Consider the following 12,659-nt stretch of genomic DNA (forward strand, 5'->3'; position numbering starts at 1 on the left):
GGTCCGTTCAGCCGGTGGCGCCGGCGCCGAACGTGCCATCCCCGAAGGTCGAGCGCCCTTCGAGGGCGCCGTATTGCAGGTAATGGGTCAGCGGATCGATACGCGCCTGGGCGACGTCGCCGTAGGCCGCGAGGTATTCCGTCGTATCGAATCCCTTCGACGGGTCGCGGCCCTCCTTCCAGCCGTAAACGTCGTAGTGCATCAGCGGGTCGATCCCGGCCGCCTTCACGTCCCCGTAGGCGGCGAGGTAGCCCTTGGTGTCGAAGAGCGCGTTCGGATCGCGCCCCTCGCGCCAGCCATACTGCTCGTAATGCCGGTAGGCGTAGTCGAGCGTATCGCCGCCGCTGCGCAGAGCCGCCGCCGCCACGTCGTCATAGGCGAGGAGATAATATTCGGCGTCGAACGACCCGTGGATGAACGAGGCGGCCGGGCCGATGGCGGCGTCGATCTCCCGGCCCTCGGCCCGGCCGTATTGCAGGTAATGGGCGAGAGGATCGATCCCGGCCGCGGCGACGTCCGGGTTGTTCTTGAGATAGAGCCCGGTGTCGAACTCCGCCGACGGATCGCGCCCCTCCCGCCAGCCATACTGGTCGAAATGCTGCAGCGGGTTGACGTTCGCCGCGCGGACGTCCGGATTGGCGGCGAGGTAGCCGGTGGTGGAGAAGAAGGCGTCGGGGTCGCGGCCCTCGCGCCAGCCGTACTGGTCGTAATGCCGCTCCGCATCGATGCCCGCTTCGCGCACGTCGGGATTGTGGATGGCGTAGAACGCATCGCCGACCAGGAAATTCCGGTCGATGATGTCGCCGTAGAACTGGGCATAGTCCTTGCCGGAGACGATCCGGCTGCCATCGGCCAGCACGGGCGTATCGGTGAGGAGGAGGTTCAGGTCCTCGCCGTAATTCGTGAGAGGATGATACTCCGCCGCCAGGGCCCCGAGCCCGACGAGACCGGCGGCGCGCACCGGATCGGGATTGCCCGGCGCCGCCGACGCCGCGGCGGCGGCGAGGAGCCCGGAATCCAGGATGTCCCCGATGTAGCGCGGATCGCCGACGCGCCGGATCGCGTTGGAATAGAGGAATCCGTCCTCGATATTGTTGGGGGTGGCGCTGTAATTCCCGACGGGATCGCCGTAATCGACGTAGTTGGTCAGGGTGCCGGCGCCGCCGAACGGGACCGCGTTGGAGGGAAGCCCCGGCGCCGCGAAGGTCGTCCCGTCGAGGCCCGTGCGCGTCGAGGCGTAGGACGCCGCAGCGGCCCCGAGGGAATGGCCGGTGAGGTGGACCTGGCCGGCCTGGATGCCTTGCGCGTTCGCCGCGGTGAGCACCTCCTGGGTGAAGGCCGCCGCGTCGCGCAAGGCCTGCGGGACGACCCCGACGAAGAGGCTCACATCCGCTTCGAGCTGCGCCAGCAGGAAGTCGGGCCTCGTGTCGAGGCCCGAGACGTCGGTGCCCTCAAAGGCGATGATCACCTGCGGCGGGACGCCGGGAATGAGGAAGGCCGCGCCGTGAAACCCGCTCGGAAGCAGGCCGGAATCGAACTGATCGGTCTTGTAATAGAACGGCGTCAAGCCGACCGGGATCGGCGGCAGCGCGTTGCTGTCGCTATAGCCGTAGACCCAGTTCGAGGCGTCGAAGAAATTCTGCGTGGTCGGAGCCGGCATGACGTTTCCTCCCGGTTGCGTATAATTTTTTGCAATGACTGCCTGACTTCAACTGCCGATCGCGCCGTCTGATGGGCAAGTGACGACAGTGCCCGCTTCCGTCACGCGGCGCCAGTGCAACTTCCTGATGAGAATAGAGCATCGTCCGACGAAGCGGATACCGGTTCGTCGAAGAAAATGCGGCACAATCAAAGATCTGGGCAAGCTCAACGAGAGCCGCGATCGTGACGCGTCTCTCGTGCCGGAACGGCCGAGCTTGAGCCGTCCCCTGCGTGTTCGGTCTGCGCGCCTACTCCTCCGCCGCCAACGGCCGCGCCACATCCTCCAGAGACTTCCGCTCCGCCGCCACGCCCCAGATTCCCGCCACCACCCCGGCGGCGATCATCAGCACGGATGCCAGCAGGTAGCCGCCGAAGATGGCGTTGCGCGAATGGCCCTCGATCAGCACCCCGAACAGGGCCGGCCCGACCGCCCCGACCGAGGTGCCGACCGCGTAGAACAGCGCGATGGCGAGCGCCCGGATCTCGAGGGGAAACACCTCGCTCACCGTGAGATAGGCCGAACTCGCCGCAGCCGACGCGAAGAAGAACACCGCCATCCAGCATAAGGTCAGGGTCGTCGCGGTGACGATCTCCTGCTGGAACGCCCAGCCGCTCAAGGCCAGCAGCACGCCCGACATCCCGTAGGTGAAGGCGATCATGGGTTTGCGGCCGAGCGTGTCGAACAGACGGCCGAGCAGCACCGGCCCCAGGAAGTTGCCGGCGGCGAAGGGCAGGATGTACCAGCCGACCCCGTCCGCCGGCACTTTGTAGAAGTCGATCAGGATCAGCGCGTAGGTGAAGAAGATCGCGTTGTAGAAGAAGGCCTGGGCGGACATCAGCGCGAGCCCCACCCCCGCCCGCTGCCGGTAGGCCTTGAGCGCGGACACCACCTCCGAGAGCGGCGTGTGGCTGCGCTGGCGCAGCCGCGCCTTCGGGAACGGGCCGTCGCTCAGGACGTGGCCCTCCTTGCGGAAGCGCGCTTCGATCCCGGCGACCAGCGCCTCGGCCTCCTCGTGCCGGCCATGGGTCATCAGCCAGCGCGGGCTCTCGGGGATCCAGGTGCGCAAGAACAGGATGACGAGCCCGAGGAACGCGCCGAGCCAGAAGGCGACGCGCCAGCCGAGATCCGGCCCGAACAGGGCGGGGTCGAGCACGACCAGCGAGGTGCCGGCGCCGAGCACCGCGCCGAGCCAGAAGCTGCCGTTGATGACGAGGTCGGTCCAGCCGCGGGCGCGGGCCGGGATCAGTTCCTGAATGGTCGAGTTGATCGCCGTGTACTCGCCGCCGATGCCGGCGCCGGTGAGGAAGCGGAAGACGCAGAAGCTCCACAGGTTCCAGGACAGGCCGGTGGCGGCGGTGGCCGCGAGGTAGACCGCGAGCGTGATGAAGAAGAGTTTTTTCCGCCCGAGCCGGTCGGTCAGCCACCCGAATCCGACGGCACCGAGCACCGCGCCGGCGAGGTAGCTCGAGGTGGCGAGCCCGATCTCGGCATTGGAGAACCGGAGCGTCGGGCTCGCCTTCAGTGCACCGGCGAGCGCGCCCGCCAGCGTCACCTCGAGCCCGTCGAGCACCCAGGTGATGCCGAGCGCCAGCACCACCAGCGTGTGGAACCGGCCCCAGGGCAGCCGGTCGAGCCGGGCCGACACGTCGGTTTCGATCACGCCGCCGGGGGCGGTGCGGGGGCTGAGGGAACGCGTCATCGAGGCCCTTCCGGCTCGCAAACCGACCTGTGCCCGCGAACATGGCTCCCGGCGCCGCCAGGGGAACCCGCAACATCCGAGAAACATCTGCGGCCGATGCCGAGACTCCGCCTACCCCTTGGCGCCGACCGGCTTGAACACCCCCGTGGCGGTCGCCACCACCCGCCCGGCTTCGTCGCGGATCTCGGCATCGCAGAACAGGATCGATTGGCCGGCCCGCGTCACCCGCCCCTCGGCCACGAGCACCCCGTTCCCGGGCGAGAGGAAGCGGGTCTGCATGTCGAGGGTCACCACCGGCCGGCCGGCGGTGAGCCGGGCCACCGTGCCCATCGCGATGTCGAGGAGGGTGCAGAGGATGCCGCCATGGGCGATGCCGAGGTTGTTGCCGTGCTGCGGTCCCAGTTCCAGTCGCAGCCGCGTGCGCCCCTCGACGACGGCGAGCGCCTCGATGCCGCAGAGCCGGGCGAACGGGATGTCCGCGCCGTAGATCATGCCGTTCTCCGCCTCGTCCATCCGTTCGCTCCGTCTCGGGTGCCGCAGCTATGGGGAGTGTTCGCCGGCGTGGCAATTCGCGCTATGACGGAGCATGAGCGCTTCGACCCCCACCTCCTTCGTCCGCACCCGCTGGTGGTGGGTGCGTCACGCCCCCGTACGGAGCGATGGCGGCCGCATCTACGGCGGCAGCGACATCGCGTGCGATTGCAGCGACGCCCACGTCTTCTCCGGCCTCGCTCCGGTCCTGCCCCGCGGCGCGGTCTGGGTCGCGAGCCATCTCGGCCGCACCCGCCAGACCGCCGAGGCCCTGTGGCAGGCCGGCGACTTCACGGTGGACGGCAATGTCCCCCGCCTGACGGCCCTGCCGGCCCTGGCCGAACAGAATCTCGGCGAGTGGCAGGGCCAGGACCGGACGCGCTTCTTCGCCGAGCGCCAGCCTGAAGCCGCGAGCTACTGGTTCGCCCCCGCCGACGAGCGCCCGCCGGGGGGCGAGAGCTTTTCGGAGCTGTGCGCGCGGGTGAACGCGGCCATCGCCGAGCTCACCGCCGAGCATCGCGGCAGCGACATCGTGGCGGTGGCCCATGGCGGCACGATCCGGGCGGCGATCGCGCTCGCGCTGAATCTCGGGGCCCAGGGCGGCCTCGCCTTCGCGATCGACAATTGCTCGCTCACCCGCCTCGACCATTATGCCGGCCCGGACGGGGCGGGCTGGCGGGTCGGGATGGTGAACGCCCAGCCCTGGCTCGGGGCTGCGGAGGGAGCCGGGCCGGCGGCCTGACGGCATCGGGGCCATACCGGTTTTTCAGCACCGGCCGCTTCCTCCGCAGTTGACAACCGGGCCCCCTTGTCCGGACCATGCACCCGGGCGCCCTCGACGGCGTACCGCACGAACGAACGTCTTCGACGAAGGACGGACCGGGTGAGGACAACGCTTCTGGCGGCGGCTCTGGCCGTGGTGTGGCAGGGGGCGGCCTGCGCGCAGCAGGCGCCTGCCGGCAATCCCCCGAAGACCCCCGCAGGCATCTCGGCCAGGATCTCCGACGGTGTCGTGCGCCTCGGCTTCCTGCTCGACATGTCGGGGCCCTATGCCGACGTGACCGGGCCCGGCAGCGCCGCGGCGGCCCGCATGGCGGTGGAGGATTTCGGAGGCACGGTGCTGGGCGCCGCGATCGAGGTCGTGGTCGCCGACCACCAGAACAAGCCGGACATCGCCGCGGCCACCGCCCGGGCCTGGTTCGATACCGGCGGCGTCGACGCGATCCTGGACGTCGCCGCCTCCGCCACCGCGCTCGCCGCCGCCGACATCGCCAAGGCGAAGAACAAGGTGATCGTGTTCAACGGTCCCGGCTCGGTGCGGCTCACCAACGAGGCCTGTTCCCCGGTCTCGGTCCACTGGGCCTACGACACCTACGCGCTGGCCCATTCCACCGCGCTTGCCACCGTCAAGGCGGGCGGCGATTCGTGGTTCTTCGTCACCGCCGACTACGCCTTCGGCCAGGACCTCGAGCGCGACGCGAGCGCCGTGGTGAAGGCGAATGGCGGCAAGGTGCTGGGCAGCGTGCGGGCCCCGCTCAACAACGCCGATTTCTCGTCCTTCCTGCTCCAGGCGCAAGGTTCGGGCGCCAAGGTGGTCGGGCTCGCCAATGCCGGCGCCGACACCACCAACGCGATCAAGCAGGCCGCCGAGTTCGGCCTGACGCAAGGCGGGCAGAAGCTCGCCGGGTTGCTGGTCTATATCAGCGACGTGCACAGCCTGGGGCTGAAGGCAACGCAGGGCATGCTCCTCACCGAGGGCTTCTACTGGGACCTCGACGACGAGACCCGGGCCTGGTCGAAGCGGTATTTCGAGCGTGTCGGCAAGATGCCGAACATGTCCCAGGCCGGCGTCTACTCGACGGTGATGCACTACCTGAAGGCGGTCCGGAAGGCCGGCACCGACGAGACCGCGCCGGTGATGACGGCGATGCGCGAGATGCCGGTCGACGACTTCTACGCCCGGGGCGGGCGCATCCGGGAGGACGGCCGCATGATCCACGACATGTATCTGTTCGAGGTCAAGAAGCCCGAAGAATCGACGGGGCCATGGGACCTCTACAAGCGCGTCGCCACGATTCCGGGCGATCAGGCCTTCCAGCCCTTGTCCGCCTCCCGCTGCCCCCTGGTGAAGAAATGACCCCGATGGCCGGAACACCGCAATCGAACGGCCCCCGGCCATCGGCGAGCGCAACAGCGCGCCGCCGCGCGGGCGGCGGACCGCCCTCGCAGCGCCAGCGGCGAGGGCTACATTCATGACCCTGCGCTGGCGCCGCCGCCCGGAGGGCTCGACCTGGGGCGATTTCGGCCCCGACGACGAGCTCGGCCGGCTCAACCTGCTGACCCCCGAGAAAGTCCGCCAGGGCGCGGCCGAGGTGCGGGAGGGCCTGACCTTCTGCCTCAGCCTGCCCCTCGACTTCCCGGGCGGTAACGTGCTGAACCCCCGCCGCCACGCACCGCAAATCCGCCCGACGGTGCGGGCGAGCGGACGGCCGAACATGAACTTCCCGGTCTGCGAGGAGGTGCCGGACGCCACCGACGTCATCAGCGACGACCTCGCGGTGCTGCACCTGCAATACTCGACGCAGTGGGACAGCCTCGCCCATGTCGGCTCGCTGTTCGACGTCGAGGGCGACGGCACCCCGCGCCCGGTCTACTATAACGGCTTCCGGGCCGGCTCGGACATCACCGGACCGGCGACGGCGGAGGAGGCGGGCGCCCCCTCCCGCGCCCAGGCGCTCGGCATCGAGCGGCTGGCCGAGCGCGGCATGCAGGGCCGGGGCGTGCTGATCGATCTCCACGCCCATCTCGGCGATGCGCGGGTGGCGGTCGGCTACGATCGGCTCCGCCGCATCCTCGACGCCGACGGGGTCGTGGTCGAGCCCGGCGACATGGTCTGCCTGCATACGGGCTTTGCCGAACGGCTGCTCGGCATGAACCGCAATCCCGATCCGGCCGTCGTCCACGACCTCTGCGCCGGCCTCGACGGACGCGACCGCAAGCTCCTGAACTGGATCACCGATTCGGGGCTCTGCGCGCTGATCGCCGACAACTACGCCGTCGAGGTCCATCCGGCCCTACCGGGGGACGGCTGCTGCGCCACCCTGCCTCTCCACGAGCATTGCCTGTTCCGGCTCGGGGTCAATCTCGGCGAATTGTGGCATCTCACCCCGCTCGCGACCTGGCTGCGGGCGAACGGGCGCTCCCGCTTCCTCCTCACGGCGCCGCCCCTGCGGCTGCCGGGAGCGGTCGGCTCGCCGACGACGCCGATCGCCACGGTGTGAGCGAGATCGAAGGGCTCCTCCCATCCTCTCACCTCATCCTGAGGTGTCAGTCCATCATCGATGGACTGACCTCGAAGGAGGACTCCAGGGATCGTGGAGGCTTCTGGAGACCTCCTTCGAGGCTCACTGCGTTCGCACCTCAGGATGAGGTTGCAGGTGGGATGATAGAGTGACCGCGGAATCTCGAACCCACGACAAACAATCCATACGGGAGGATACCATGAGCGAGATCGCGGTCATCGGGGCCGGCTTGATGGGGCACGGCATCGCCCTCGTGCTGGCGCTGGGCGGGCACCGGGTGCGGCTGACCGACAGCCGGCCGGAGACCCTGGAGCGGGTGCCGGGCCTGATCGCCTCGGCCCTCGACACCCTGCGCGAGGCCGGCGCCGTCTCGGCCGACTGGACGCCGGAACGCGCCGCGCAAGCCATCCGCCTCGAACCCGATCTCGCCGCAACCGTCGCGGGCGCGAGCCTCGTCATCGAGGCGATCACCGAGAATCCCGAGGCCAAGCGTACCCTGTTCGCCGAGCTCGACCGGCTTTGTACGCCTGACACCCGGATCGCCAGCAACACCAGCTACCTCGACGTCTTCCCGCTGATCCCGGAGGCCCGGCAGCGGAACGCCCTGGTGATGCACTGGTACACCCCGCCCTACATCGTCGACCTCGTCGACGTGGTGCCGGGACCCCACACCGATCCGGCGGTGATCGAGGAGGCGCGCCAGCTGGTGCTGGGCCTCGGCCAGGTGCCGATCGTGCTCAAGCGCTTCATCCCCGGCTACGTCGCCAACCGGATCCAGTCCGCGATCTCGGCAGAGGTCTATCACCTCCTCGACGAGGGCGTGGCCTCGGCTCGCGAGATCGACGACGCCATCATCCACGGGCTGGCCTTGCGCATCCCGATCCTCGGCCACCTCGCCAAGGCGGATTTCACCGGCATCGAATTGCTGCGCCACGCGCTCGCCAATGCCAGCTACAGCCCGCCGCCGGCGCGCACCCGCTCGGACGCGGTCGACGAACTGGTGGCGCAGGGGCGCACCGGCGTGATGGCGGGCAAGGGCTTCTTCGACTGGGGCGGGCGCGACCCGGCCGAGCTTTTTCGCGACCGCGACCGGCGCCTGCTCGCCCTGAAGCACGCGATGAAGCAGGTCGGCCGCATGGAAGGCGAGTGAACCCGTCGACCGGGACCGCTGCGGCGCTATAACCGCACCGTGAGTGCTCCGGAGGCGAGGCGGCGGCCATGTTCGAGTTCCCGGTCCTGTTCGGCGATATCGGTGGCACCAATGCGCGCTTTGCCGTGCAGGAGAAACCGGGGGCCGAGCCGGTGGTGCTCGCCCACGAGAAGACCGCCGCCTATCCCGATCCGAGCGCGGCGATTCGCGATGCCCTGGCGAAAAGCAAGGTTGCCCCGCCCCGCTCCGCCATCCTGGCGGTGGCGGCCCGGGTCGACGGGCCGGCGGTGCACCTCACCAACGCCCATTGGGTGATCGAGGGCGAGCGGATCGGCCGCGATTTCGGCCTCGCGAGTTGCCGGATCGTCAACGACTACGTGCCGGTCGCGGCCGGCGCCGCCGATCTCGACCCGGCCGGGCGCGACCGCTCGATCCTCGAGCAGATCGGCCCGACCCTCTGCCCCGACGGCGGCGCCCGCCTGGTGCTCGGCCCCGGCACCGGCTTCGGCGCCGCCGGCCTCGTGCCCTACGGCAAGCAACTCGCCATCGTGTCGACCGAGGCCGGCCACACCGATTTCGGGCCGAGCGACGCGGAGGAGTTCGCGTTCTGGCCGCATCTCTCCCGGATCGAGGGCCGCATCACCGTCGAATCGCTCCTCTCCGGCCCCGGCCTCACCCGGCTCCATGCCGGGCTCGGCGGGGCTGAGCTGGACCCGAAGGACATCACCGAGCGCGGAATGTCGGGCGAGGATCCGGCGGCACAGCGCACGTTGCGGGTGTTTTCCAAGCTGCTCGGGCGGCTCTGCGGCGACCTCGCCCTCACCTTCCTGGCGACCGGCGGGGTCTATATCGGCGGCGGCATCGTGCCCCGGATCCTCGACGTGCTGAACGAGGGCGCCTTCCGGCAGGCCTTCGAGCACAAGCCGCCCTTCGCCGACCGGATGACGCAGATTCCGACCTGCGTCATCACCATCGCCGACCCGGCGCTCGCCGGCCTCTCGGCCCTCGCCTGCCAGCCGGAGCGTTTCGCCTATGACGGGCAGCACTGGACGGCGAAGGGGACGGATCAATAGCCCTTCCATAATCCCGGCGTCGCCAGTTCCACCAGGTGACCGTCGGGATCGCGAAAGTACAGGCTGACGCCGCCGCGCGGCCAGGTGGTGCGGCCCTCGATGGCGATGCCGTGTGCCGCGAGGTGCCGCTCCCATTCCTCCAGCGCATCGGCCGGGATCGACAGGGCGAGATGCAGCGGGCCCGATCCGTCATGCGGCGGAATGGTCCCGCCGGGCGTCGGAATTGCGTGCAGCGAGCCGCCGCGGGGAAACAGCAGCAGGACGCCGCGCCCGGCGACGTCGTAGGCCCGCATCCGATGGTCCTCGTGGAGGCAGGGCAGGCCCATCGGCCCGCCCCAGAACGCGGCCGCCCGCGCGAGGTCGTCGACGTAGAGGACCGTCTCGAGGATCCCGGCGATCTCCGGCATGGCGTCACCTCCCACCGGAGAACGCATGGGAGCTTTGAGCGGTTACGCGGCGGCCGGGTTGACCGCCTCCTCGGCGAGCTCGGACAGGAGCTCGTCGGTGTTCTCCTCCTCGACCAAGGTCTCCTTGATCAGGCTCTCGGCCTCGCCGAGCCCCAACTGCTTGGCCCAGGCCAGAAGGGTGCCGTAGCGGGTGATCTCGTAATGCTCCACGGCCTGCGCGGCGGCGATCAGGCCGGCATCGAGCGCCTCGCTGCCGGAGAATTCCTGCATCACCTCCTCGCCCTCGGCGATGATGCCCTGGATCGCCTTGCAGGTGACGCCCTCGGGCTTCTCGCCGACGATCCGAAACACCTGATCGAGGCGCTTCACCTGCTCGCGGGTCTCCTCGACATGGACGGCGAAGGCGCCCCGCAGCTCCTCGGAGCGGGCGGCCTTCGCCATCTTCGGCAGCGCCTTCAGGATCGCGTTCTCGGCGAAGTAGGTGTCCTTGAGCTGGTGCAGGAAGAGCGCCCGGAGGTTCTTGTCGTCGGCCATGGTCATGCTCCCGTGGGGTACCGATGTGCCCCGGCAACGTCCCGGTCGCCGCCTTCGTTCCTCTCGTGATCACGGGCTTCGTGATGGGGCAGACCCTGGTTCACACGGGCGGCCGATGCCACTTTCCGTCAGGGGGCAGCACGTCCGCGGAGATCACCCCATGACCACGCTGTTCGACGAACGGGAAAGGGCCGCCGAGGCTCTGTTCGCCCTCGACGAGGAACTGCGCTTCCTGGCGCTCGCGCGGCGCAACAAGATGCTGGCCGCCTGGATGTGCGAACGCCTGCACCTTACCGGCAGCGAGGCGGAGGCCTACAAGTGGCGCCTGGTCGAGGCGGGCGCGACCCCTCCCCCGGCAGGCCGGACACCCGACGAGGCCCTGGCCGACCGGCTGCGGGCCGACCTCGCGGCGAAGGGCATCGCCGCCGACGACCTGCCCGCGCTGATCGCCCGCACCGGGGTCGAGGCGGCCCGGACCGTGCGCGAGCAGGCGAGGAGCTGAAGGGTCCGAGGCCGTTCCTCGACGCAGAGGGTGGAATTCACCGTCCTTGCTGTCACCCTCTACGTCATTACGGGGCTCGACGTAGCTGAGAACCCGGGATGACGTGGAGGGTGGTCGTCATGTCGAGGTCGTAACGGACGATTCTTCAGAAGAAAGTCGGCCGCGCGCTGGCGGTGTGCTCCTTGAGGACCGCGCCGGTCGTGGTATCGACCTCCTTCATCAGGACGTCGTAGCCCCACAAATCGGCGAGGTGCTGGAGCACCCGCATCGCGTCGTCCTTGTTGAGCAGAACCCGGTTGAGCACCTTGTGGTGCAGGATCAGCTTGCGGTCGCCCTCCAGGTCGACATCCACAACCTCGATGTCGGGATCGAGCCAGGCGACATCGTATTGCCGCGCGAAGGCCCGGCGCAACTTCCGGTAGCCGCGCTCGTCGTGGATCGCCTCGACGCGGAGTTCCGGCTTGTCCGGATCGTCGGTGACGTGGAACAGCCGCAGCTGGCGCATCAGCTTCGGGCTGAGGAATTGTGCGATGAAGCTCTCGTCGCGATAATTCGCCCAGACATCGCGAAGGACCTCCATCGCGTCGCCGCTGCCGGCGATGTCGGGGAACCAGGCCCGGTCCTCCTCGGTCGGCTCGGTGCAGATGCGGGCGATGTCCGTCATCATGGCAAAGCCGATGGCATAAGGGTTGTGGCCGCCGTAATGCCGGTCGTCGTAGGTCGGCTGGCGGATCACGTTGGTATGCGATTGCAGGAATTCGAGGTAGGCCGCCTCGTTGATCTGCCCGGTCTCCGACAGGCGGGTCATGATCCGGTAGTGATTGTAGGTGGCGCAGCCCTCGTTCATCACCTTGGTCTGGCGCTGCGGATAGAAATACTGCGCCACGTGGCGGACGATGCGCAGAATCTCGCGCTGCCAGGGCTGCAGCCGCGGCGCCGCCTTCTCCAGGAAGTAGAGTATGTTCTCCTGCGGCAATTCCAGGAGCGCCCGGCGCCGCTCGGCCCCCGGGTCCGGCTTTCCGGACTGGGTCTTGGCCGGCAGGGTGCGCCAGAGGTCGTTGTACATCCTCTCCTGGTGCTCGTGGCGCTCACGCTCGCGGCGCTGCTCGGAGGAGAGGTCGGGGCGCTTCTTGCGCGGGTAGCGGTGCACGCCCTGGTTCATCAGGGCGTGGGCGGCGTCCAGCACGGCCTCGACGGCATTGTGGCCGTAGCGCTCCTCGCACCGGGTGATGAAGGTCTTGGCGAAGTCGAGGTAGTCGAGGATGCCTTCCGCATCCGTCCATTGCCGGAACAGGTAGTTGTTCTTGAAGAAATGGTTGTGGCCGAAGGCGGCGTGGGCGATGACCAGAGTCTGCATCGTCGCCGTGTTCTCCTCCATGATGTAGGAGATGCACGGGTCGGAATTGATGACGATCTCGTAGGCGAGCCCCATCAAGCCGCGGCGATAACCGGCTTCGTGCTGGGCGAAGTGCTTGCCGAACGACCAGTGCTTGTAGAACAACGGCATGCCGATCGACGCGTAAGCGTCCAGCATCTGCTCGGCGGTGATGATCTCGATCTGGTTCGGGTACCAGCTCAGACCGAGTTCGGGTCCGGCGATCGCCTCGCAGGCGTCGTGGATGCGCCGGATGGTGTCGAAATCCCAGTCGTTGCCGGTGAAGAGCGGGGTGTTCTTGACGATCACGGCCGGGCCGGCGGGCCGCGCGCCGAAGGTGGCGGAACTCATCGGGCGTCGGACCTCCCGGTGCCTGGGACGCAT

At 68.9% G+C, this 12,659-nt stretch carries 12 protein-coding genes; 6 read left to right on the forward strand and 6 right to left on the reverse strand.

All coding sequences use genetic code 11. The features are described 5' to 3' along the window. Window positions 1-7 precede the first annotated feature (7 nt). From HBB12_RS09685 to HBB12_RS09695, 3 genes are all read right to left on the reverse strand, one after another. Window positions 8-1,660, reverse strand: coding sequence for an alpha/beta hydrolase family protein (locus tag HBB12_RS09685; RefSeq protein ID WP_236989151.1), 1,653 nt, complete (start codon window positions 1,658-1,660; stop codon window positions 8-10). 289 nt (window positions 1,661-1,949) lie between these two features. Continuing rightward, entirely contained in the window at window positions 1,950-3,401 is a 1,452-nt protein-coding gene (locus tag HBB12_RS09690) for an MFS transporter (protein ID WP_236989152.1), read from the reverse strand. A gap of 111 nt (window positions 3,402-3,512) precedes the next feature. Further along, on the reverse strand, window positions 3,513-3,914 hold the full coding sequence (locus HBB12_RS09695) for a PaaI family thioesterase (protein WP_236989153.1): 402 nt from the start codon (window positions 3,912-3,914) through the stop codon (window positions 3,513-3,515). A gap of 73 nt (window positions 3,915-3,987) precedes the next feature. On the opposite strand from HBB12_RS09695, the gene HBB12_RS09700 reads away from it, so the two are divergent. The 5 genes from HBB12_RS09700 (at window position 3,988) to HBB12_RS09720 (ending at window position 9,457) form a co-directional block, all read left to right on the forward strand. Then, complete coding sequence (locus HBB12_RS09700) at window positions 3,988-4,674, forward strand: histidine phosphatase family protein (RefSeq protein WP_236989154.1); 687 nt, start codon at window positions 3,988-3,990, stop codon at window positions 4,672-4,674. Between the two features lie 141 nt (window positions 4,675-4,815). Beyond that, the gene (locus tag HBB12_RS09705) at window positions 4,816-6,069 is read left to right on the forward strand and encodes an ABC transporter substrate-binding protein (protein WP_236989155.1); all 1,254 of its coding nucleotides are present in this window, start codon (window positions 4,816-4,818) and stop codon (window positions 6,067-6,069) included. Window positions 6,070-6,184: 115 nt separating this feature from the next. Then, complete coding sequence (locus HBB12_RS09710) at window positions 6,185-7,213, forward strand: cyclase family protein (protein WP_236989156.1); 1,029 nt, start codon at window positions 6,185-6,187, stop codon at window positions 7,211-7,213. A gap of 220 nt (window positions 7,214-7,433) precedes the next feature. Further along, on the forward strand, window positions 7,434-8,384 hold the full coding sequence (locus HBB12_RS09715; protein WP_236989157.1) for a 3-hydroxyacyl-CoA dehydrogenase family protein: 951 nt from the start codon (window positions 7,434-7,436) through the stop codon (window positions 8,382-8,384). Window positions 8,385-8,452: 68 nt separating this feature from the next. Continuing rightward, entirely contained in the window at window positions 8,453-9,457 is a 1,005-nt protein-coding gene (locus HBB12_RS09720; protein ID WP_236989158.1) for a glucokinase, read from the forward strand. On the opposite strand, the gene HBB12_RS09725 is transcribed toward HBB12_RS09720, so the two are convergent. Both HBB12_RS09725 and HBB12_RS09730 read right to left on the reverse strand, forming a co-directional pair. Then, window positions 9,451-9,864 carry a VOC family protein gene (locus HBB12_RS09725; RefSeq protein WP_236989159.1) on the reverse strand — a complete coding sequence of 138 codons (414 nt, stop codon included), beginning with the start codon at window positions 9,862-9,864 and terminating at the stop codon, window positions 9,451-9,453. The two genes, HBB12_RS09720 and HBB12_RS09725, sit on opposite strands and share 7 nt — an antisense overlap. A 42-nt stretch (window positions 9,865-9,906) precedes the next feature. Further along, the gene (locus HBB12_RS09730) at window positions 9,907-10,398 is read right to left on the reverse strand and encodes a YciE/YciF ferroxidase family protein (RefSeq protein WP_236989160.1); all 492 of its coding nucleotides are present in this window, start codon (window positions 10,396-10,398) and stop codon (window positions 9,907-9,909) included. Window positions 10,399-10,558: 160 nt separating this feature from the next. Between HBB12_RS09730 and HBB12_RS09735 the strand changes: the two genes are divergently transcribed. Then, window positions 10,559-10,900, forward strand: a complete 342-nt coding sequence (locus HBB12_RS09735; protein WP_236989161.1) for a DUF1476 domain-containing protein — start codon at window positions 10,559-10,561, stop codon at window positions 10,898-10,900. A 145-nt stretch (window positions 10,901-11,045) separates the two neighbouring features. On the opposite strand, the gene HBB12_RS09740 is transcribed toward HBB12_RS09735, so the two are convergent. Beyond that, window positions 11,046-12,626 carry a SpoVR family protein gene (locus tag HBB12_RS09740; protein ID WP_236989162.1) on the reverse strand — a complete coding sequence of 527 codons (1,581 nt, stop codon included), beginning with the start codon at window positions 12,624-12,626 and terminating at the stop codon, window positions 11,046-11,048. Window positions 12,627-12,659: the final 33 nt, after the last annotated feature.

Source organism: Methylobacterium sp. SyP6R (genome assembly GCF_019216885.1).
GTDB lineage: Bacteria > Pseudomonadota > Alphaproteobacteria > Rhizobiales > Beijerinckiaceae > Methylobacterium.